This window comes from Gardnerella massiliensis, assembly GCF_003408845.1.
Taxonomy (GTDB): Bacteria; Actinomycetota; Actinomycetes; order Actinomycetales; family Bifidobacteriaceae; genus Bifidobacterium; species Bifidobacterium vaginale_H.
The window spans coordinates 568,342-591,523 of record NZ_LRTV01000001.1 but is presented as its reverse complement, the minus strand read 5'-3'; the positions used below and the strand labels follow the sequence as shown (position 1 = coordinate 591,523).

Sequence of the window (23,182 nt, the reverse complement as noted above, 5' to 3'; positions counted from 1 at the left end):
GAGTTTCGTAGCGAGCGCGTCGCAATCCGCGCGAGCGTCCTTCGTTCAGTGCGAAAAATCTCAAATCTCTACCACACTGGTAATAAGTATTTTCTTTAGATATCAGCATCACCTCCATATTCGTCGTCCGTGCTGTCTGAGTGAGAGTCAGTACATTCTATTTTTTCGTTTTGTGACTGATTGCTGTCTTTCGTCTGCCCATTTTTAGCAGTTTCAGCGTTTCCTTTTGTAAATTGTGTGGTTCCGCGATTCAAATCATGACCGATAGTCTGTGCTTCTACAACAACGCGATTGTAATTATTGCCGTCTTTAGTCCAACTTTCGGTACTTAAAGTGCCGTAAACTACGATGGCGTCGCCTTTATGCACACTTTTCAGCACGTTTGAAGCCAAAGTGCGATACGCTTTCACTGTCATCCACGTAGTTGGACGATCGTGCCACTGTTGCTCATCATTTCGGTAATAGGACTGAGTGCTGCCGATTCTTAGCGAGCAAGCCGGCGAATATTCGTTATTGCCAAAACACACCGGTTCTGCGCCTACATATCCGCTAATTGTCACTGTTGACTGTTGTTGTGCCATATTTTATCCTTTCAAGAATTGGACTGCAGCCATTTCAGCCCCGAAAACAGAGCCACCATTGCCTCTGAGCTTCGCAGCTATGAGGAAATGCCGCAGTAGTATCTACTATTAACGTTGCGCAACAGTTCTGCCAGAAAATTTCTCCGTTGTGGTTAAAAGCTAAAAGTTATGCACAATCGACTACGAAAGTTGACAATTCTACGCATAAGTTGTAGGCAAGTTGTGCCGTATTGTGTCGTATCTTATTCCTTATGACAAGGTAGTATTAGGCAAAAGCGTCAGTAAAACGTTATATAAAGTGTTATATAAAGTGAAGAAGAATATTTTATGATTCAGAACAATCCGCAAAATTCAATACATAGTCTCACTATGAGAAACGATGCACAAACGTCGCGATTGCTGCGTGTAAAGCATGCGGTTTTGGCTGCTTTGGTCGCTTGTGTAGTTGTTGCTATGTCGTGTTGCGTAGCTTCCTACTCCACAGCACGCCGTTCAGACTTTTCTTCTGCTTCGTATTCCACTGTATCTTCTCAAAAACCAATAATTCAACCAAATCATAACGCTATCGCAACTTCCGTACGCTCTTACGGCACAGCTCGCTATATTATTGCCGCTATTCGTAATGCGCGCTCGCGTTTGTACGACGATCGCAGTATGTACTTTGAGGGCATGCCTTTGCAAGATTACGTGAGTCGCTACGGATTGTCGAAGGCGGCTTACGTTAATAATATTCAGTACGATTCTGAAAATGAGGATGATGCGTATCGTCGCGCGCAAGAAACTGCGCAACACGGGCAGTTTGGTCATTTTGGACCAGACGGCGTGAGCGCACCTAATTACGCTGGTCGCAAGGCTTGGGGTGAGGATCTCGCTTGGGGAACGGATCTTGCTGGTTCCGTGCAGATGTGGATTCCGGACGAAGAAGCATCCTTGCGTGCCGCCGGTGGAATGTTTACTGAAAATAATGGTCATTTGTACCAAATTTTGAACCCTAGAAATCTTTCTTTCGGCTACGGTGAGGCTCCTGGTGGCCCTTACGGTATAGTTTCAGCACTTACATTGTCTTTATATAACGGCGATACTGATTTTCCAGACGGAAAAGTGAGTGGTGATTCCACGGCTCCGCAGCATACTTTCTCTCAAGACGAGGAAACGCAGGAGAACGGTAGTCGTAGTAAGAATCGCGACTCTCATGCGAAAGATGCTGCTAAAAAGTCGGATGGCAAAAAGTCTGATAATAAGAAGTCAGATAGCAAGCAGAAAAAGCAGGGCAAAGAAGATAGTAAAAAAGAGAGTAAGGATGATCGTAACGCGCACGATCGCATTGCGGTTGGTAAGCATCGCGCGCTGCATGTGAGTGGCAAAGTTGTTGATGCTACAAAGCAGAGCCGGAACAATAGTTCAGTTTCAACTTTAGTGTGGACTGTTTTGCTTGTGATTGTGCTGTGTGCGGCAATAGGTTACGGCATGTGGTTCTACTTACTTAAGCGAAAGAAAGTTGCGGTTTCTGCAGATTCCGAATCTTCCGCAGATTCTGAATCTTCTGAAACTTCCGTATCTTCCGAATCTGCTGAGTCTTCCGCAACCAAGTAAATTTAGCAAAGTAAATTCAGTTAAAAATAAAACGTGACGTCGCCAAAAGTTCGCTGTCACACAATAAAAAATAAGCCTGCAAACGTTTCAATAAAACGCGTGCAGGCTTTATTTATACGTAGTTACCGCGACTTACCAAATGTGTACGCGCTCGCTTGGAGCAAGCCACATTTCGTCGCCTTCTTTAACGTCGAAGGCATCGTAGAACAAGTCTACGTTGCGCGCGATACCGTTAGTGCGGCATTCTGCAGGGGAGTGCGGGTCGATTTGAAGGTACTGTTCCGCAATCTCGTTACGAGACTTTGAACGCCACACAAGCGCGTAGCTTAAGAAGAATCGCTGCAAAGCAGTGAAACCGTCTACCTCAGGAGCGTTCAGCAAAGTTTCGCGAATCGCATCGTCACTTCCGTCAATCTCTCGCCCTTCGCTCTTTTGCAAAGCGAAAGCGTAGGCTTTAAGCGCAATAGTTACGCCGCTTAAATCACCAATATTCTCACCGATTGTTAAAGCGCCATTTACGTGAGGCATTGCATCGCGCTCTTCTTTGCTCTTTAAGTGAGAGTATTTAACAATCAGCTGCGTTGGTGTAAACGCATTGTATTGCTCAATAAGCTTTTTAGTGCGCTCAGTAAAGTTGGTCTTGTCTTCTTCTGTCCACCAATTGTTAAGCACACCGTCGCCGTCGTATTCGCAACCTTGGTCGTCAAAACCGTGGCCGATTTCGTGGCCGATTACTGCACCAATAGCACCGTAATTTGCTGCGTCTGGAGCACTCGGGTTAAAGAATGGCGGTTGCAAAATCGCAGCTGGGAACACGATTACGTTAAGCAACGGATCGTAGTAAGCGTTTACGGTTTGCGGAGTCATCTGCCACTCTTCGCGGTCCACAGGTTCTCCAACTTTTGCAGTATACCTACCAAACACAAATCGAGAAACTTCGCGCATATTATCAATTAAGCCAGCGTCTTCCTTAATATTGAGCGCAGAGTAGTCGATCCAATGGTTTGTGTAACCAATATTTGGCTCAAACTTGCTAAGCTTTTCCAAGGCCTTTGCCTTAGTCTCCTCGCCAAGCCAGCTGCTGTGAGAAATCGACTCGCGGTAGGCGTTAATAAGATTGCCAACTAAGCCTTCCATATACTTTTTAGACGACTCAGGGAAGTGCAAGCGCACGTACTCGCGGCCAACTTCTTCGCCGCAAGCATCGTCAACAACTCCGATTGCACGCTTCCAGCGGTCGCGTGGCTTAGTAGCTCCAGAAAGCACCTTGCCGTAGAAGTCGAATCGGGCTTGTGCAAAATCTTCACTCAACATGCTTGCCCAGCACAAAATCACGTGTACGCGTGCCCAAAGCTTTAGATCTTCTAAGTCGGCTTCTTGCCAAACCTTATTTAATCCTTCTATAAAGCTTGGCTCGTGAACTATCACTTTGCTAAAAGATTTGCGAACATTGATTGGCTGATTCTTTGCTTCTTCGCAATTGTCGTAAGATTTTTGAGCAGCGTCCAAGAATGCGTCAAGATTCAGCGCTTCAAACGTTTTTGCCAAATCAGCATAATTGTAAGGATTATAAGTTTTTTGAGAATCGCGAGTTGCTACGTTATCCCAGTGGTTGCTTGCGATTTGTGTTTCCACCTTCAAAAAGCGCTCGGCAAGTTCCTGGCTAGCGGCGGCATCACCGTATCCAGCTAAGCGCAACAAAGCAGCCACCATTTTTACGTATTCTTCGCGAATTGGAGCGTAACTATCCTCGCGATAGTACGCTTCGTCTGGCAAGCCCAATCCACCCTGCTCAATATGCATAACATTTGTTTTAGGGTCTTTAGGGTCTCCGTAAACGCCAAAAGCGAACATTGCATTTGGTCCGCCGTACGGGGTAAGGGTACCAATAGTGCGAACCAAATCTTCTTTGCTGGCCGCCGCATCAACAGCGTCTAAATCGCTTTTAATTGGCGTAATCCCAGCTTTTTCAATAGCTGCAGTATCCAAATATTTACGGTACAAAGTTTGCGACTTTTTGGCTGGGCAATCTTCGCTTTCTAAAATATCTCGAATTTGCGTCTCTGCATCTTCTGAAAGCTTGTAGAAAGCACCAAACATTGGCTTATCTTCTGGAAGAGTGTAAGTGTCAATCCAAGGACCGTTTACGTAACGGAATAAATCGTCTTGTGGTCGGGTAACGGATGAGAAGGAGGCAGGGTCGAAATCTACAGCAGAAATTTCTTTCTGTGATTCCTTATTATTGTTGTTATTATCTTCATTGTTATTAAACATGAGCTTAGCTTACAACTATTAAGCGACACTATTCAGTTAGTATTTTCGCTATATGTTCCTCGTATTTTCGCCATATTTTGCGCCGTTTTCGTGCCTGCGCGTTAGTCTTAAATCATGATTGAACTGAAAACTCCAGCTGAAATTGAAGCGATGAAACCTGCAGGTCGCTTCGTCGGTAGTATTCTTAAAGACTTACAAGCAATGACCAAAGTTGGCACGAATCTTCTTGAGATTGATGACTTCGTTCGCCAGCGTATTGTGAGCCGTAAAGGTGCGTCTTCTTGCTATGTCGATTACGCTCCTGATTTTGGAACTGGTCCTTTTGCGCACTACATTTGCACTTCTGTAAACGATGCTGTTCTTCACGGAGTTCCATACGATTACAATCTTAAAGACGGCGATTTGCTGACTCTTGATTTGGCGATTAACGTTGACGGTTGGGTTGGAGATTCTGCTGTTAGCTTTGTGGTTGGAAAGCATGCGGATCCTGAGGATTTGCGTTTGATTAAGTGCACTGAGGAAGCGCTGGAAGCTGGCATTAACATGGCTCAGCCAGGCAACCGTCTTGGCGATATTTCTGCAGCTATTGGTTGCGTTGCTCACGAGTATGGTTACAGCGTAAACCTTGAGTTTGGCGGCCACGGCGTAGGACACATTATGCATGGTGATCCGCACGTTCCTAACGATGGCAGTGCTCACCACGGTTACAAGCTTCGCCCGGGCTTGGTGATTGCTATTGAACCGTGGTTCTTAAAGACTACTGACGAAATTTATCAGGATCCAAAAGATGGTTGGACGCTTCGTTCTTCGGATGGTTCTCGCGGCGCTCACAGCGAGCATACGATTGCAATTACGGAGAATGGTCCTGAGATTTTGACTGTACGTTAAACTTGTAAAGAGTAAAAAGTAAATAGCAAAAAGTAAAAAAGTTTATTTGCTAAGAGTTTTGCGAATAGTGATTGCGTAAGACGAGTTATTGAGTATGTAAAGAGGTACGTTAAGTAAATGGCGGAATTTGATTTTTCCCAAGCGTTAAATGATGTTGAAGCAAAGTATTCTTCGATTTCTAAAGCTTTAGACGTTGATTCGTTGAAGGCTACGATTGCTGATTTAGAAAAGCAGGCTGCGGAGCCTGGACTTTGGGACGATTCTGAGCATGCTCAGCAAGTTACGAGTAAGCTTTCTGCAGCTCAGTCTCAGCTGAAGCGTTTGCAAGCTGTCGAGCAGCGAATTGAGGATACTAAAACTTTAATTGAGCTTGGTGAAGAAGAAGGCGATGCTGATTCTATGAGCGAGGCCCAAGAGGAGCTTGGAAATATTGCTCACGAACTTGACGATATGGAAGTGCAGACTCTTCTTGACGGCGAATACGATGCTCGTTCTGCAGTTGTTACGATTCGCTCGGGCGCAGGCGGTGTTGACGCTGCTGATTTTGCGCAAATGCTTCTTCGTATGTACTTGCGTTGGGCGGAGCGTAACGGCTACAAAACTAAGATGATGGACACGTCTTATGCGGAAGAAGCTGGTATTAAATCCGCAACTTTCCAAGTGGATGCCCCTTACGCGTATGGTCGCCTTTCTGTAGAAGGTGGCACGCACAGAATGGTTCGTATTTCGCCATTTGACAATCAAGGCCGTCGTCAAACTGGATTTAGTGCTGTGGAAGTTATTCCTCTTGTTGAAGCTACGGATCATATCGATATTCCAGATTCTGACATTCGCGTGGATACTTTCCAAGCTTCAGGCCCTGGCGGACAAGGCGTAAATACTACTTATTCTGCTGTTCGTATTACGCATTTGCCAACCGGTTTGGTTGTTTCTATGCAAGATGAGCGAAGCCAAATCCAGAATCGTGCTGCCGCAATGGCTGTTTTGCAGTCGCGTTTGCTTGTGATTAAGCATCAAGAGGAAGCTGCGAAAAAGAAGGAGCTTGCTGGAGATATTAAGGCAAGTTGGGGAGATCAGATGCGTTCTTACGTACTTCACCCGTATCAAATGGTGAAGGATTTGCGCACTGGTTACGAAACTTCGCAAACTCAAGCTGTTTTTGACGGTGATATTGACGGTTTTATTGAAGCTGGTATTCGCTGGCGTCACGAGCAGCGAGTTGCGGCTCAAAAAGAAGCTGAAGCGGAAAAAGAATCTTAAACTAAAGTTAATTTAGAACTAAAAACCAACAAATACACATAATCTCAATTACACATAATCTTCGGAAGGATTGAAAATGTCGCTGATTTCATTAGATCATGTGTCAAAAATATACCCTCGAGGTACGCGTCCGGCATTAGACGATGTGTCTTTGCATGTTGATCGTGGAGATTTTGTGTTTTTGGTTGGTGCTTCCGGTTCTGGGAAAACTACATTGCTTAGTTTGCTGCTTCGCGAAGAAGAAGCAAATAGTGGCGAAATTCACGTAGCTGGCAACGATTTGCGACGACTTTCTAACCGCCAGGTGCCGCAGTATCGTCGCTCGCTTGGCTTTATTTTCCAGGATTATAAGTTACTTAATAACAAAACCGTGTACCAAAATGTTGCTTTTGCTTTGGAAGTGATTGGTACGAGTAGGGCGACTATTCGTTCGCTTGTGCCGCGCGTTTTGGAAACAGTTGGTTTAACGGGTAAGGAAAACAATTATCCTCACGAACTTTCTGGTGGTGAGGCTCAGCGTGTGGCTATTGCTCGCGCGTACGTAAATCATCCGCAAATTCTTCTTGCCGACGAGCCTACTGGTAACTTGGATCCTACGACTTCTCTCGGCATTATGGAAGTGCTGGATGCTATTAATCGTACGGGTACCACGATTGTGATGGCTACGCATAATGAGGAAATCGTGAATTCAATGCGTAAGCGCGTGGTCGAACTTCATACAGGAAAGATTGTGCGCGACGAACGTGAAGGATCCTACGATTCTGCACTGTACTTCCCTGATTCTGACGTTGAGCAGAAGTCAAAAGCGCAGCAGGCTGTTGAGCATGACCAAAATCGTAGTAGCGTAAGCATATCTGCAGATGATCAGCCTGATCATGTTGAACGTCATAGGCGACTCTCTAAGAAAGCTCGTCGCGCTGCTCAGGCTCGTGAAGCTGTTGAAATGGTGACGCAATCCTTGCGCAATAATTCAGCTGAAAATGAGGGGATTGCGCGCCTTGCGCAGTCGGTTCATTCTGGTCGAACTGGCCGCTATGGTGAGGTGTTCCAGTCTATAGAAACGACCATGACGTGGGGTCGCGGCTTGATTGTGAAAGATGACAGTGAGGATCTTGAGGAAGATTCCAAACTTGCGCATGAGGAAGAAAGTAGCGAAAAGTCGTCTGAAAATAGTGCTGACGCTGCTGAAAATAGTGCTAACGCTGCTGAAGGTCTCGCTGAACACACTTCTCCTAACGTAGATAATGAGACGGCTCAAGCGCAAGCGGAAGAAGTTAAGGAATCTGAGGAAGCTGTAGAATCTGAAGAATCTGAGGAAACTGTAGAAACTGAGGGAGCTGAGGAATCTGTAGAATCTGAGGAAGCTGAGGAATCCGAAAAATTCGAAGAATCTGAAGAATCTGAATCAGTGTCTAAAGTGACGTACGAAACCGAAACGCAAGGAACCGAAACGCAAGCGCATCAGCCTCAAAATCACGAAGAAGCGTCGGCAAACGCACTTCCTCCTATGCCTCCGGCCCCTCCTAAGCCGCCAACCACCGGCCATACTCATGCTGACGACAACACGCACCGAGCTGAAGGAGCGAAATAATGCGTTTACGATTCATTTTTTCCGAAACTTGCATTAGCTTACGCCGCAACGTTTCGATGATTCTTTCAGTCATGCTCGTGACCTTTATTTCATTCCTGTTTATTGGCGCCTCGGTGCTCATGCAAGCGCAGATTACTAAAGCAAAAGGCGACTGGTACGACAAGGTGGAGGTTGTTGCGTGGCTGTGTCCGGATGGTACGAGTCAGTCACCTTCGTGCGCTGCCGGAAAAGCTCCTACCAATGCTGAGATCGTGAAGCTTGAGCATATTATTCACCAAGAGTTAGGCGACGACGTTTCCAACATAACGTATGTAAGTCGTAACGAATTCTACAAAAATACTTTCTTAAAACAGTATCCTAACGGAATGTACCAAGGCCGCACGTTGACAGCGGCAGATATGCAGGATTCGCTTCGTTTAAAGCTTACGAATCCTATGAAGTATCAAGTCGTTTCAGAAGTACTTTCTGGGCGTGACGGCGTTGAAGAAGTTGTAGATCAGCGTCAGATTTTCGATCCCGTTTTTAACGTGCTCAATCGTGCTACTGCGGTAACGATTGTGCTTGCTGCGGTTATGGTTGTAGTTGCTATTATGCTTACTGGTACTACGATTCGTATGTCTGCTGCAAGCCGTCGTCAAGAAACTGAAATTATGCGTTTGGTTGGTGCTTCCAACTGGACAATTCGTATGCCGTTTATACTTGAGGGTGCGTTCGCTTCGTGTGCTGGTTCTTTGCTTGCAGGCGGCGCGTTGAGCTTAGTTGTTAAGGTTTTCGTAACAGATTGGCTTGCGCAAAACGTGCGTTGGATGCCGTTTGTGACGCAATCTACCGTTTGGTTGTGCGTTCCTATGCTGGTAGCGGGTGCTGTTGTATTGTCGGTAATTGCTTCTGCTGTTGCGTTGAGACGCTACTTGAAGGCTTAAATACGGCTTAAAAACGGATAATACAATGGCTTAACTCGCGTGGCTGCTTATTTAACGCTATAATTCGCAGTAGTGATGTTGAAAGGGAAGTGATATGAGCGAGGCTCGACGTGGCGTAGTCGCAATTCGGCGCACTCATACAATAATGAGTTTACTAGTTGCTGGCATGATGATGCTTGCTAGTGTGGTTGGTTCGTTGATGGTTGCACCTACTGCGCATGCGGTAAATATGAACGATTATAACCGTAAAGTTCAGCATAATGAGAATTTGAAACGTCAGCTTGCGGGCGTGAATAAGCAGTTAGCGAATAAGATTCTTGAGCTGAATGATTTAAACGAGCGCCAAATTCCTAATCAAATTCGTGCAGCGCAACAGGCTGACGAACAAGCGGCTCAGGCTCTTAGCCTTGCTGAATCCACTCAGCTGCGTTTGGAATCAGCTCAAAAAGATAAGCGTGACTTGGAAGAGAAAATTAAAAAAACTGGTGTAGATTTTGATGATGCTAAGGCTGCGGTTGCGCAACTTGCTCGTAATAGCTTCCACGGTTCTCAAGCTTCCGACATTATGAATATTGTTACGAAATCTACTACTACTGAACAGTTTGTTGGCAAGTTACAATCAGAGGCGGCTGTTGCACGTAGTGAAGCTAACGCTGCCAATGATGCTGCAGTAAAGTTGAACACTTCTATGAACCGTCGCCAACGTTTGGCTGCTATTGAAACGGAAATTGCCAAGCTCAAGCAGCAAGCGGATGTGCAGGCTCAAAGTGCGCAGGTTGCTGCTAAGGCTGCTAACGATCGCAAGAAAGCCTTGCAGAGTTTACGTGATCAGGGTGAGAATATTCGCAAGCAATTGGAGAGTCAGAAGGGGAGTTTAACTTCTCAGTCCGCTCGAGAAGCCGCGGAAATTATTGCTATGAAGTCTGCGATTGATGCTCAGGCTCGCGCTCTTGCTAATAAAGCTGTTGCGCGCGCCAATCCTAATTCTGGCAACCGTCAGCAGGTGAGGGGCGGCGGATTTGGCGGCAACGTGTCGCTTCCTCCTATGCCGCTTTCTAACGGTGCTGCTAACGGCATGTCTTATACGGTTCCTGGTAATTGCCCTGAGCGTTCCAACTTCTGCTACGGTCACAATACCGGCAATTCTGTTGGCGGTACTGCATATCCTGCTCGTCAGTGCACATTGTGGGCTTATTTGCGTCGTACGCAGCTCGGTCTTCCTGTCGGCTCCTTTATGGGTAATGGTGCGGACTGGGCTAATTCCGGCCGTCGTTTGGGATATTTGGTAAATCGCACGCCGCATGTTGGCGCGGTGATGGTGTTTGCTCGAGGTCAGAGTGCTGGCACGTGGAATGCTGATTGGCAGTACGGGCATGTGGCGGTTGTTGAGCGTGTGAATGCGGATGGTTCTGTGCTGATTTCTGAAGGTGGCGTTGGCTTCCCAACGTTCCCAGCTTACGAAACCATTCATAATCCTGGTGCCTACGAATATGTGCACTACTAGAAATTAGCACTACTAATTGCATCGCTATTTTGTTGCGTTTCGCACATTGAGATTTGTGTATGGGGGTGTTATGGTCCATAAGCCTGCTCAAGATGGTACGGTTACGGTTGCTCAAAATCGTAAGGCGCATCACGATTATGCTATTGAAGATTGTTACGAGGCCGGTCTTGCTTTAACGGGAACGGAAGTAAAGTCGTTGCGCGAAGGGCGAGCTTCCTTAGCCGAATCGTTTGTCAATATTGATCGTCGCGGCGAGATGTGGCTTGAAGGCGCAAATATTCCCGAGTATTTGAACGGCACGTGGAACAATCATGCTCCAAAGCGCAAACGCAAGCTGCTTCTTCACGCTGCGCAAATCGCTAAGCTTTCTAGGCAAACTGAGGCCAAAGGTTACACTGTTGTTCCTTTGCGGCTGTATTTTAAGGGAAGTTACGTGAAGGTTGAGATTGCTCTTGCTCGCGGTAAGAAGGAGTTTGATAAGCGTCAAGCGTTGCGCGAGGAGCAGGATAAGCGCGAGGCGTTGCGCGCTATGCGTTACAGAAACTTGCGTTCTAGAAGTATTGACTAAAAAGCGACAAAAACTTTACAGCCACGTACAGTAAATGTCGGAATCTCACTTAAAAGCGACAGAAACTTTACGTGCGTGTATAGGAAATGTCGAAATATCGCCAAAAAGTGACAGAAACTTTACGCGCGTGTACAGTAAATGTCGGAATCTCGCTGAAAAGCGACAGAAACTTTACGTGCGTGTAAAGGAACAAGCGCTCAGGCAGGTCGTCGCGCTGCGTTAGGGTCTCTTAATCCCGTTCTTCGGACCCTCGCGCAGTCGTCAGCGCAAACCTCGGAGAAAAAACTCCCGCAAATGTTCCATAAAAGCACCAAAACTCTCGCGCGAATAAAGCGACACGCCGTATAATATTCAGTATTGCGAATAATATGCGTTAGGTTTTCGCAAAAAGCCAAGTATTTCACTAATAAACAGCATACTTATCTCTGTATATACATATTTTGCATAAATAGTTGCGAAAATAGTAGGGTTGTCGTGTATAGTTATACACATCAATGCAAATTATAAATTTTAAATACTTTTAGGAGAAGAAAAATGTTCAAGTCTACTAAGTCTACTAAGTACATTAAGTCTATTGCAGCTATTGCGTCTTTGGTATTAATCGGTAGCGTCGCTGCCTGCGGACCTGCTGATTCCAAAGCATCTGATCCAGATATTGCACGTAGCTACGACGTAAGCAAAGTTCAGAAGGACGATGCAGTAGCGGCATTAGTTCCAGAAGCAGTTAAGAAGACTGGTGAGCTGACCGTCGGCGTCAACGTGAGCTACGCTCCTGCAGAGTTCTTTGCAGCAGACGGCAAGACTCCAGTTGGTTACGAAATCGACTTTTCTAAAGCCTTGGCAAAAGTAATGGGATTGAACGCAAAAATTATGCACGCTCAGTTCGATTCTATTATTCCTGCAATCGGCAGCAAATATAACGTTGGTATTTCCGGCTTTACTGTTAATGCTGAACGTATGAAGTCAGTAGATTTTATTGCTTACGCAAACGCGGGCTTGTCTTTCGAAGTGCGCAAAGGCAATCCTACTAAGGTAGATACAAAGAATCTTTGCGGCAAAAAAGTAACTTTGGAAACTGGCACCGTCGGCGAACCAATTATGGAAGAAGCTAAGAAACAGTGCGCTGCAAATAACGATAAGCCGCTAGAAATCATGAGCTTCAAGGAACAGACTGACGCAACCACCGCACTTCTTTCCGGTCGCGCTGACGTTATGTATGCCGATACTCCGGTTGCTGGTTACGCTGCTGTTAAGAATCCTGGTAAGCTCGAAATCCTCGAAAACAGCAAGGATTCCGAACCAATGGGTGCAGCAGTTAAGAAGGGCGACACTGCAATGCTGAAGGCTGTAAAAGCTGGCATTGATAAGCTGATGAAGTCCGGTGTTTATAAGGAGATTTTGAAGAAGTGGGGCGTGGAAGACGTAGCAATTGAAAAGACGGTAGTAAATCCGCAGGTCTGATTGCGTGTTTGATTGCGCGTTTGATTCGCGTTTGATTGAGTGTTTGATTCGCGTCTCTCCATAAATTTTGATTTCTATTCTGAGTCACGACTTTTCTCGTGGCTCAGATTGTTTCGTTTTACTATACTTGTATCAAAATAAACGTATTTACAGGGAGCATAAGTTGGACTCTTTTAAGAAATCTTCCACAATTCCGTACGGAAAGTCTCAGTACGAAAAAGCCCAGTTCGGAAAGTCCCAAGCTGAACATATTTTGCCGGTAGCAAAACCGGGACCAATCGTAGCTGGCATAATCGTCGCAATCCTAGCGTGCTCGCTACTGTACAGCATCATTACGAATCCGCGATTTGAATGGCAAGTAGTAGGCGTGTATCTTATAAGCGACAACGTACTTACCGGTATTGGCTGGACGTTACTCCTTACGCTACTCGCTATGGTGATTGCTATCGTACTCGCCATAGGCTTAGCGATGATGCGAAAGTCAGTAAACCCGGTTCTTCGCGGTGTGAGCTGGTTCTTTATTTGGTTCTTCCGTGGCACGCCTGTGTACACGCAGCTCGTGTTTTGGGGTATGTTTGCGGTGCTTGTGCCGCGATTGAGCATTGGTATTCCGTTTACATCCATAGAGTTTTGGTCTATTGATTCTAATGTAATTATGACTTCGCTGACGGCGGCTGTTGTGGGCTTGTCGCTGAACGAAGCAGCGTACTTGTCGGAAATTGTGCGAGCTGGTTTGGAAGCTGTCGACGTGGGCCAGGTTGAGGCGGCTCAGGCGCTTGGCATGGGTAGAGCTTTAACGATGAGGCGAGTGATTCTTCCGCAGGCAATGCGCATTATTGTGCCGCCGCTTGGAAACGAAACTATTGGCATGTTGAAAACTACTTCTTTGGTTCTTGCAGTACCGTTTACGCTGGAGCTTCAGTTTGCTACGAATGCTATAGCTAATCGTATTTATAAGCCTATTCCGTTGCTTCTTGTGGCGAGTATTTGGTATTTGGTTATTACTTCTATTCTGATGGTTTTGCAATCTATGTTGGAGAAGCATTTTGGCAAGGGCTTTGAAGCGCGAGATATTGTGAAACATGCTCAGTTAGACACTGATAAAGGTCAGCGCGGCGACCAGTCTTTGCATGCTCAACAAAAGAATGTTAAAGGACGTAACGACGCTACTATGCTCGGTTTTAATGCTTAATAAGTACTTAATAAAGCGAAATAACGTAGCGAAATAACGTAGCGAAATAACGTAGCGAAATAACGTAGCGAAATAACGTAGCGAAATAACGTAGCGAAATAACGGTTAGATTGGATTTTGAAAGATGACAAATACAGCAGCAAACGTTCCGGAAGCAAACGTTCCAGCAGCAAACGTTCCGGCAGTCGTAATTAAGGACGTGCACAAATCATTTGGTAACTTGCAAGTATTAAACGGCATTACTATGGAAGTAAACCCGGGTAGCGTAACGGTAATGTTAGGGCCTTCCGGATCTGGAAAATCCACGCTTTTGCGCTTAATTAACCAACTTGAAACGTTGACTGCGGGAAGTATAAGCATTTATGGCGAGCGTATTGGTGTAAAGCAAGTGACGCGTAAAGGAAAGCAGTGTTTACAAGCGCTTAACGATAAAGAGATTGCTCAACAGCGTGCGAAACTCGGTATGGTTTTTCAGCGTTTTAATCTTTTCCCTCACATGACGGCTTTGGAAAACGTTATGGAAGCGCCTGTGCACGTATTGCGTATGAACACTCAAGAAGCGCACGACTTAGCTGTTGAAGAGCTTAAACGCGTTGGTATGGCTGAGCGCATGAATCATTACCCGGCGGAGCTTTCCGGCGGTCAGCAGCAGCGTGTGGCTATTGCGCGTGCGCTTGCTATGAAGCCGGAGATTATGCTGTTTGATGAGCCTACTTCTGCGCTCGACCCGGAGCTTGTTGGCGAAGTGCTTAACGTTATGCGCGATCTTGCAAAAGACGGCATGACGATGATTGTAGTAACGCACGAGATTGGTTTTGCGCGCGAAGTCGCGGATCAAGTTGTGTTCATGGATGGTGGCGTCATAGTTGAGCAGGGCACGGCTGATATTATTACGAATCCACAAACTGAGCGTTTCCAAGATTTTCTGCAGCACGTTTTATAAAACTTGCGCAGCACTATACGTTAAACGTAACTTAAGTAGCGCTATACGTAACTTAATCAACTTAACCAGCGTTAGGCGTAACTTGCGCAAATTTAGGCGTAACTTGCATCACTTTTTTGCGTGTTGTTATGTGCGTCTCTGGCGTGCGCTCGCTCGCATATCGTACAATAGAAGATTATGTGTGGCATTGTAGGATACGCAGGTTTTGGAAAAGTTTGCGCAAAACCTTTGGAAGTTTGTTTAGGTGGATTAGAGCGTTTAGAGTATCGCGGATATGATTCTTCAGGTGTGGCGTTGGTTGCTCCTGGAATGGATTGCGTTGCTGTGCGCAAGAAGGCAGGTCGTCTTGCAGTATTGCGAGAAGATATTAGCGCAAATCCTATGCCGGAAGCGAGTGCCGCAATTGGGCATACTCGCTGGGCTACTAACGGTGCTCCTTGCGACGTAAACGCGCATCCTCACACGAGTGCTGACGGCAAAATCGCGCTTATTCACAACGGTATTATTGAAAATGCTGTGGTATTAAAAGAGCAACTTCACGAAGAAGGCTACGAGTTTTCTTCCCAAACTGACACGGAAGTTGCGGCAAAATTGCTTGGTAAGGTCGCGAACGAAATCGTGGAAGAAACCGGTAAGCCGGACTTGTTTACGGCTATTCGTCGCACTGCGAAAATGCTTAAGGGTGCTTTTACGCTTTTAGCTGTGGACGTTCGTCAGCCAGGTATTGTTGCTGCTGTTCGTCATGATTCGCCGCTGGTTGTGGGCCTTGGCGAGGGCGAGTACTTCTTGGGTTCGGATGTGGCTGCTTTTGTAGCTTATACGGATCGTGTTTTGGAAGTCGGGCAAGATCAGGCTGTTTGCATTGGCAATATTGACGGCGCTGTTGACGGCGCTGTTGACGGCGCTGTTGACGGCGATGTTGACGGCGATGGTAAAGCTAGCTTGCTACTTACTGATTTTGACGGCAAAGTCGTGGAAAATCCTACGTGTTTTACAGTTGATTGGGATGCGTCTGCTGTTGAAAAAGGCGGTTGGGATTCCTTTATGGATAAGGAAATTCATGAAGATCCACACGCCGTTGCCGACACTTTGCGCGGTCGTTTTGATGCGCAAGGAAATATTGTTCTTGACGAAGTGCATATTGGTCAGGATGTGTTGCGCGCGATTGACAAGATTATTGTGGTTGCTTGCGGCACGGCAAGTTACGCCGGTTTGGTTGCAAAATATGCGATTGAGCATTGGGTGCGTGTGCCGGTTGAGGTGGAGCTTGCGCACGAGTTTCGCTACCGCGATCCTATTTTGACGCATCGCACGTTGGTTGTTGCTATTTCGCAATCTGGCGAAACAATGGATACGCTTATGGCTTTGCGTCACGCGCGCGAGCAGGGAAGTCGTGTGCTTGCAATTTGTAATACTCAGGGTTCTAGTATTCCGCGCGAATCCGATGCTGTGCTTTACACGCATGCTGGTCCGGAAATTGCTGTTGCTTCTACGAAAGCTTTTGTAGCGCAAATCGTAGCAGCTTATATGCTTGGTCTTTATTTGGCGCAAGTAAAAGGCACGATGTATCGCGACGAAATTCAGCAAATTGTGGCGCAACTTAAAACTATGCCAAGTAAAATCCAGCAGGTTCTCGATACTCAATCTGACGCAATTATGAAAGCGGCTGAGCATACGTTGGAAGCTAAGTCTTTCCTGTTCTTGGGTCGTCACGTAGGGTACCCGGTTGCTATGGAAGGCGCTCTGAAGCTTAAGGAAATTGCGTACACGTTTACGGAAGGTTTTGCAGCAGGCGAGCTTAAGCATGGTCCGATTGCGCTGGTTGATGCCGGTGAGCCGGTGGTGGTAATTGTGCCGTCTTCTCGCGGACGCGACGTTTTGCACGCGAAAGTGATTTCTGGAATTGAAGAAGTAAAAGCGCGCGGAGCGTTTACTATAGCGGTTGCGGAAGAAGGTGATCCGGACGCTGCAAGATATGCGGATATTGTGTTCTGGAGACCTGAGTGCCCGACGCTTTTAAGTCCGCTTGTTGACGTAGTTGCGTTGCAATTATTTGCTATGGATATGGCGAAATTGAAAGGTTACGACGTCGACAAGCCGCGAAATCTCGCCAAATCTGTAACTGTGGAATAGTGCGGGCGGCTGTTTTATGCGTGTGCGTGTGTTCGCAACAATTTTGCAGCTGGGCAAGCGTTTGCAGCGGCTACTGCTGCTAGTTTTATGCGTGTTTGCGATAACGCTTCCTTCAGGCTGCTCTCATGCGGACGCTCGCACGAGCATTACCGTGTGGTCGTGGGAGCCAAGCATGAAGCGGCTTGCGGTGCAATTTGAGCGGCTTAATCCGGACGTTCGCGTAGTAGTCAAGGATACTAGTGGATACAACAATCTCAACAGCGCTATTCAAGACGGCTACGGTATGCCAGATGTTGCGCAACTTGAGTATTTTGCGCTTCCGCAATACGCTGTTAGCGGTCAGTTGCTAGATATTACGGATCGCGTGCAAGGTACGCAAACGTTTTACACTCCTGGTACGTGGTCGTCTGTGCAATTGGGCGGGCGCGTGTACGGTTTGCCTATGGATTCTGGGCCAATGGCTTGGTTTTATAACGACGACGTTTTTAAGCAGGCTGGCGTGGACGCAACGCAAATACACACTTGGGAAGATTATCGTCACGCCGCTCGAAAGCTGAAAGACATTGGCGTGTATATTGCTGCAGATTCGGGGGATGCGAGCTTTTATAACGCTATGATTTGGTTGGCGGGAGGTAAGCCTTTTATTACTTCGCACGACGGCAAAACGGTGACTGTTCGACTAGGGTACGACAAGGGAACTCAGGCTTTTACTAAGTTTTGGCAGTCTATGATTGACGAAGGCTTAATTGATACGCGCACTACTACGTGGACGCAGCGTTGGAAGAATGGTGTTGGGGCTGGCAAAATTGCGTCCGTATTTGCTGGAGCGTGGATGCCGTCGCTGCTGCTTGAGAATGTGCCTGGTACAGCAGGGTTGTGGAAAGTTGCGCAAGTTCCTACTTTGCACGGCGAAAAGCGCAATGCGGAAATGGGCGGTTCTGCGCTGTCGGTGTTGCAGTCAAGCCGAAAGCCGGAAGCGGCTATGCGTTTCGTGAATTTTGTGTGCCATGACATGCAGGGTATTAATACGCGCGTGAGCGGTGGAGCGTTTCCTGCGGATGTTGTGACGCTTGGGGATTCAGCATTTTTGAATCGTACAACTATTCGTGATTCGCGCGGAATTGACATACCGTATTTTGGTGGTCAAAAGTTTAATCGCGTATTTGCTGAGGCTGCTAACCGTGTAAGTACGGGGTACCGGTATTTGCCGTTTGAAGTGTATTCGCGTAGTGATTTTCGGTCGACTATTGGTCAAGCGTACGATTGGAGTAGAAAATCGCGCGCGCGCCTGAATGTTCAAGAAATGATTGATGCTGGAATTACACAGGACGACGGAAGTCAACTTTGGCTTCCGGACGATCCTGGCCCTAGAATTTCCTTAAAAGACGGGCTTAAGCTGTGGAGCAAGGATTTGCAAGAATACGGCTACAATCAGGGCTTTATTATGAGGTAACTTAATTATTAAAGTGATTACTTATTAAAGTAAGTTAATTAGTAAAGTAAGTTACTTATTAAATTAAGTTACTTATTAAAGTAAGTTGAATATTAAAATAATTACTTAAGAATATAAAAACTTTAAGGAAAGAGAGTTCTTATGTTGCTAGCAGTCGACATTGGTAACACGAATATTGTGCTTGGTTTTTTGGAAAACAATCGCATTGTGGGAACCTACCGCATGACAACTAAATCAAACCGCACTTCCGACGAGTACGGAATTATGATTACGCAATTCCTTAATTTAAGCGGATTTAAGGTGAGCGATGTCGAGGACGTTATTGTTGCGTCAGTAGTGCCAAAAGTTATGCACTCATTCCGCGCGAGTATTATAAAGTTTTTGCATGTTGATCCTATGATTGTTGGCCCTGGCGTTAAAACAGGCATGAATATTCGAATTGACGAGCCGCGTTCTCTTGGAGCTGATTGCTTGGCTGATTGCGTTGGTGCGTTTAATGAGTACGGTGGGCCAGCGCTTGTAATAGATTTCGGCACTGCAACCACTTACAACTATGTTGATAAAAGCGGAGCTATTACATGCGGTTTGATTTGCACTGGCATTCGAACTGCGGCTGCAGCACTGTGGGATAACACGGCTCAGCTTCCGGAAGTTGAGATTGCGCGGCCGAAGTCTGTTCTCGCAAAATCAACTAGACCTGCGATGCAAGCTGGCTTATACTACAGTTTTTTGGGCGGAATTGAGCGCACGATTGAGCAGTTCAAGATTGAGATTAACGAGCCGTTTAAGGTAATTGCTACTGGCGGTTTGGGTAGATTGTTTGAGAAGGATGTGAAAACGATTGACTTTTACGATCCTGACTTGATTTTCAAAGGTATGGATGAAATTTATAAGCGTAATATGCGGTAATATAATGCGAATTTGTCTGCGCGACGACCTGCTTTCGCGCTCAGAGCGTAGCGCGCGAAAGCAACTCGGAGCGTGAGCTTGCTCAAGTTGAAAGCACGGGGTGCTTTCAACGCAAGCTCAGTAGCGAGCGCGTCGCAATCCGCGCGAGCGTCCTTCGCTCAGCGCGAAAAATCTCAAATCTCCGCCACGTTAATATCCCTACTACTGAATTATGCGAAATTAAGATGTACTTGAACTATAAGTTTGTTGCAGTAGGTTGTTATAGCGATTTTGTTATACCAATTTTTCGCATTTAGGCGTACACTAGTGAATAGTTATGTGTAAAGATTGCGTTCGCCGGTGAACTTTCTTTGATGCGCGCTTGTTTTTTGTGCATCGTTTATGCGCCGGCAGGGGATTTGCTCACATGAGAGGAAGATTGATGAAGGAGAGTAGGAAGCATCGTATTCTTTCGACAATTGGTGCCGTTTTATGCGTAGTTTCTATGATTTTAAGCGTAACCGTGCTGCCTGGGGTGGCTTATGCCAACATAACGAAGAATCCATTGTTTGCTGCTGCCTTGGCTGCTGTTACTGAGAATGATAAGGGTCAGAGTAAGTCGGGTGAAGGGGGAGCCGGTAATGAAGGGGCTAAAGGGGGAGTTGTTAAAGGCGAAACTGATAATAAAAAAGAGACTAAAGGGGAAGTTAAGGGGGAAACTGGTAAAAATAATAATGTAGACAATAAAGTAACAGACAATAAAGTTGGTAATGGGAATAGTGAAAATCCTAATGGGGTGGGGTCTGTAGATAAGAATAATTCTGGCAATGGTGCCGGGAAAACTGCTGGCGATACTATTGGGAATGGCGCAAAATCTGTCAAAGACGCTAAAAAAGATGGCAAAGGTGCCGACAAGGGTAAAGACAAATCTGACAAAGCTAATGGCAAGGCTGCCAAAAAAGATGCCAAAAAAGATGGCAAAGATAAAAAAGCTAAGGATCAAGATCGCAGCACTGGGGCTATGGAGAAATTAAGCCTAGAACAAGTTAAAGCACTTCCTGCTTGTGTGGCTAAAGTTAACGAGGATAATACTAAAGTCACGATTACGTCTTCATCAGGGGAAGCTAAATGTGCTATCAGTGCCAATGGGAAGAGTGGCGCATTTGGTGCTATTCGTGAAAAAATTAAGTCTCTCCCTGCTGGTGGTGGCGAAATCGTTTTTGGAGACGGTGTTAAAGCGTATGGCTACGGTAGTTTGTCAAAAGGTAAGGAAGGTCTTTTTTCAGGGGAAAATATTAGTAGAATTGGCAACGACGACAGGTTTGATGTAAGTAACGTTACAGACATGTCCTATCTATTTAAGGATTCCTCATTAACTGATTTTAGTTTTTTGAGTGAGTGGGATGTGAGCAAGGTTACGAATATGGAGAGCATGTTCGAGGGGTGCGCTGGTTTAAGTGATATTAGAGGTTTGGCTAATTGGAAGGTTGACAATGTTACGAACATGAGTGGCATGTTCAGTGGTTGTGCTAGGCGTATCTACGATGATGATGGCAAGATCACTGGTGTAACAGGATTGACTGATATAAGTGCGTTGAGTAACTGGAATGTCGGCAATGTTAGAAATATGTCTGGAATGTTCGCGTCTGTTATTAAGGACCAAGATAAACATGATGCTTTGAATCCAGTAGAAGGGTATGCAAGTGAGATGGCGATTACTTCGGTTGAACCTCTAAGTAAGTGGAATGTTAGCAAGGTTATGAACATGAACAGAATGTTTGAGGGTTGCACCGAGATAAAAGATTTTGACGGTTTGAAAGAATGGAATACTAAAAGCGTTTCGGCAATGAGCGGTATGTTCGAATATTGCAAGAGTATGAGTTCGCTTAAATTTTTGGAAAAGTGGAATGTAAAGAACGTTGAATACATGATGGTAATGTTTGCGCTGTGCGGCAACATCGAAAGTACTGAAGGCTTAGGAAATTGGGATGTAAGTAACGTTAAAAAAATGGATGGCATGTTTGCATATTGCTCTAAGCTCAATAGTATCAGTGGATTATCTAATTGGAATAAAACAGGTAAGAGCAGTACAGACCAATTAGCTAGCACGTTTAGAATGTTCTATGGCTGCAGTTTTCTTACTAGTCTTCAACCTTTGAGAGGCTGGAATGTTGGCAGTGTTGAGAACATGAGCAGCATGTTTGACGGTTGTGGCAGTCTTACTAGTCTTCAACCTTTGAGCGGCTGGAATGTTGACAATGTTGAGAAGATGAGTAGCATGTTCAGCGGTTGTAATGGCTTAACCAGTCTTCAACCTTTGAGCGGTTGGCATGTTGGCAGTGTCACGGACATGAGTGGCATGTTCAGCGGTTGTAATGGCTTAACCAGTCTTCAACCTTTGAGCGGTTGGAATGTTGGCAGTGTCACGGACATGAGTGGCATGTTCAGCGGTTGTCATAGCTTGAGTAATCTTAGCGGTCTAGAAAAGTGGAATGTTGGCAGTGTTGAGAACATGGGCAGCATGTTCTCCGATTGCTACTTTGAGCATACAAACAAAAAAGGTGATGTAATAATAAAAATAACAGGATTGACTGATATAAGTGCATTGAGTGGCTGGAATGTTGGCAGTGTAACGAATATGTTTAACATGTTCAGTGGTTGTACTCGCTTGGGTAATCTTAAAGGTCTAGAAGGGTGGAATGTTAGCAATGTTACGAATATGTCTAGCATGTTTTCTGATTGCAAAAAACTTACCGGCGTTGCAGATTTAAGCAAGTGGGATATTTCAAAAGTTACGGATCTTGGTTCGATGTTTTCCAATGCAGGAGCAGAAAGTGGCGACAGTCTTATATTAGATTTCAGCAATAAGAACTTTACAAAACCTACTAATTCTGAGTCTACTACTGTTTCTGTTGATGGTATGTTTGGTGGTTTTAAAGGCACGTTGATTGCGAATGGATGGGAGTCTCAAGGTTTTGATGATCATCCTGATGATGATCCTATCAAAAGTAATTTTGCTACGGGTGGAATATTCTCCCTCGATGAGAATTATCACAGCAATAATATAGTCGTAACTAATAATGTTACGATTTTAGATACAATTTCAAACGATGATGATTTTAAAAATATTGCATACTACATTCCTGTTAAAGCCAAGCTAATGGAGCCTGGCGATATAAAAAATGACAATATGACATGTGATTGCAATATAGACTCGGGTGGTACTACTTATACTTACTATGTTCCTGCACTGTATAATTCGAGTAAGTTAGAGAAGAAGCAGGATGAAAAATCGCAGGATTATGCGTACAGAATTGTAAAAAATAGTTTCGCATCAAAGTTGCGAAGCACTATAGATGATTCTCAAGCGAACGAAGATACTGATAATCCTTCCGATACTGATACTGATTCTGAACCGCGTAGTGCAAAGTTGAAATCGCGTGTAGGGAAATCGCGTGTAAAGGAATTGCGATCCGCAAGGAAATCGCGATCTGTAAGAGATGGCGAGGGTGAAGGAGGGGAAGCTCCTGTAGATCCTGAATCGCCTGAAGAAGAACAGGGCAGTACTTATAAAATCATGTTTAAGAAGTCGAGCGGAAACACTTGCACATGGACAGAACTTGGCGATAGCGATGATGCTGTGCCTATTAGTAATCCAAAGTCGCCTTTAGTGTTCTTCACTACAATGTACTATTTGGAGACCTTTGTTAAGCCGGTGCCTTTGCCGCATACTGGCGGCCAGTCGGCTGTTATGTTTACGTTCTTGTCTATTGGACTGTTCTCAATGTTCGCTGTTGCTGGGGCGTTTGCGCGACGATCTGCCTGAGCGCTGCGATTTAGCGCGCGAAGGCAATTCGGAGCGCCGAGCTTGCTAAGGGTTGAAAGCACGGGGTGCTTTCAACGCAAGCGAGGTCTGCCTTCGTCTCGATT

16 protein-coding genes are annotated in these 23,182 nt (G+C 45.7%); 14 read left to right on the top strand and 2 right to left on the bottom strand.

The window, feature by feature from the left end; all coding sequences use genetic code 11:
- Positions 1 to 95 precede the first annotated feature (95 nt).
- A complete protein-coding gene (locus tag AXE77_RS02325; RefSeq protein WP_116711931.1) occupies positions 96 to 581 on the bottom strand; it encodes a single-stranded DNA-binding protein in 486 nt (161 codons plus the stop codon).
- Between the two features lie 327 nt (positions 582 to 908).
- Between AXE77_RS02325 and AXE77_RS06710 the strand changes: the two genes are divergently transcribed.
- Positions 909 to 2,174: a CAP domain-containing protein gene (locus tag AXE77_RS06710; protein WP_205727512.1), complete on the top strand. Its 1,266-nt coding sequence runs from the start codon at positions 909 to 911 to the stop codon at positions 2,172 to 2,174.
- A 132-nt stretch (positions 2,175 to 2,306) separates the two neighbouring features.
- Here AXE77_RS06710 and AXE77_RS02315 read toward each other — a convergent pair whose 3' ends face one another.
- Positions 2,307 to 4,448: a M13 family metallopeptidase gene (locus AXE77_RS02315; protein WP_116711930.1), complete on the bottom strand. Its 2,142-nt coding sequence runs from the start codon at positions 4,446 to 4,448 to the stop codon at positions 2,307 to 2,309.
- A gap of 114 nt (positions 4,449 to 4,562) precedes the next feature.
- On the opposite strand from AXE77_RS02315, the gene map reads away from it, so the two are divergent.
- The 13 genes from map to AXE77_RS02250 all read left to right on the top strand — a co-directional run bounded on the left by map (position 4,563) and on the right by AXE77_RS02250 (position 23,078).
- Entirely contained in the window at positions 4,563 to 5,336 is a 774-nt protein-coding gene (map, locus tag AXE77_RS02310; RefSeq protein WP_116711929.1) for a type I methionyl aminopeptidase, read from the top strand.
- A 117-nt stretch (positions 5,337 to 5,453) separates the two neighbouring features.
- A complete protein-coding gene (prfB, locus tag AXE77_RS02305; protein WP_116711928.1) occupies positions 5,454 to 6,596 on the top strand; it encodes a peptide chain release factor 2 in 1,143 nt (380 codons plus the stop codon).
- A 76-nt stretch (positions 6,597 to 6,672) separates the two neighbouring features.
- Complete coding sequence (gene ftsE, locus AXE77_RS02300; RefSeq protein WP_116711927.1) at positions 6,673 to 8,187, top strand: cell division ATP-binding protein FtsE; 1,515 nt, start codon at positions 6,673 to 6,675, stop codon at positions 8,185 to 8,187.
- Entirely contained in the window at positions 8,187 to 9,110 is a 924-nt protein-coding gene (ftsX, locus tag AXE77_RS02295; RefSeq protein WP_116711926.1) for a permease-like cell division protein FtsX, read from the top strand. Before ftsE ends, ftsX begins: the two co-directional genes overlap by 1 nt.
- 94 nt (positions 9,111 to 9,204) lie before the next feature.
- Positions 9,205 to 10,614 (top strand): CHAP domain-containing protein, encoded by a 1,410-nt coding sequence (locus AXE77_RS02290; protein ID WP_165846028.1) that lies wholly within the window; start codon positions 9,205 to 9,207, stop codon positions 10,612 to 10,614.
- 70 nt (positions 10,615 to 10,684) lie between these two features.
- Positions 10,685 to 11,182 (top strand): SsrA-binding protein SmpB, encoded by a 498-nt coding sequence (gene smpB, locus AXE77_RS02285; RefSeq protein WP_116711925.1) that lies wholly within the window; start codon positions 10,685 to 10,687, stop codon positions 11,180 to 11,182.
- A 534-nt stretch (positions 11,183 to 11,716) separates the two neighbouring features.
- Positions 11,717 to 12,643: an ABC transporter substrate-binding protein gene (locus AXE77_RS02280; protein ID WP_116711924.1), complete on the top strand. Its 927-nt coding sequence runs from the start codon at positions 11,717 to 11,719 to the stop codon at positions 12,641 to 12,643.
- A gap of 250 nt (positions 12,644 to 12,893) precedes the next feature.
- Complete coding sequence (locus AXE77_RS02275) at positions 12,894 to 13,835, top strand: amino acid ABC transporter permease (protein WP_421778484.1); 942 nt, start codon at positions 12,894 to 12,896, stop codon at positions 13,833 to 13,835.
- Between the two features lie 124 nt (positions 13,836 to 13,959).
- Complete coding sequence (locus tag AXE77_RS02270; RefSeq protein ID WP_116711923.1) at positions 13,960 to 14,778, top strand: amino acid ABC transporter ATP-binding protein; 819 nt, start codon at positions 13,960 to 13,962, stop codon at positions 14,776 to 14,778.
- 177 nt (positions 14,779 to 14,955) lie between these two features.
- Positions 14,956 to 16,911 carry a glutamine--fructose-6-phosphate transaminase (isomerizing) gene (glmS, locus tag AXE77_RS02265; protein WP_116711922.1) on the top strand — a complete coding sequence of 652 codons (1,956 nt, stop codon included), beginning with the start codon at positions 14,956 to 14,958 and terminating at the stop codon, positions 16,909 to 16,911.
- 16 nt (positions 16,912 to 16,927) lie between these two features.
- On the top strand, positions 16,928 to 18,364 hold the full coding sequence (locus AXE77_RS02260) for an extracellular solute-binding protein (RefSeq protein WP_116711921.1): 1,437 nt from the start codon (positions 16,928 to 16,930) through the stop codon (positions 18,362 to 18,364).
- Between the two features lie 141 nt (positions 18,365 to 18,505).
- Entirely contained in the window at positions 18,506 to 19,273 is a 768-nt protein-coding gene (locus tag AXE77_RS02255) for a type III pantothenate kinase (protein WP_116711920.1), read from the top strand.
- Positions 19,274 to 19,694: 421 nt separating this feature from the next.
- On the top strand, positions 19,695 to 23,078 hold the full coding sequence (locus tag AXE77_RS02250; protein WP_240612619.1) for a BspA family leucine-rich repeat surface protein: 3,384 nt from the start codon (positions 19,695 to 19,697) through the stop codon (positions 23,076 to 23,078).
- Positions 23,079 to 23,182 lie beyond the last annotated feature (104 nt).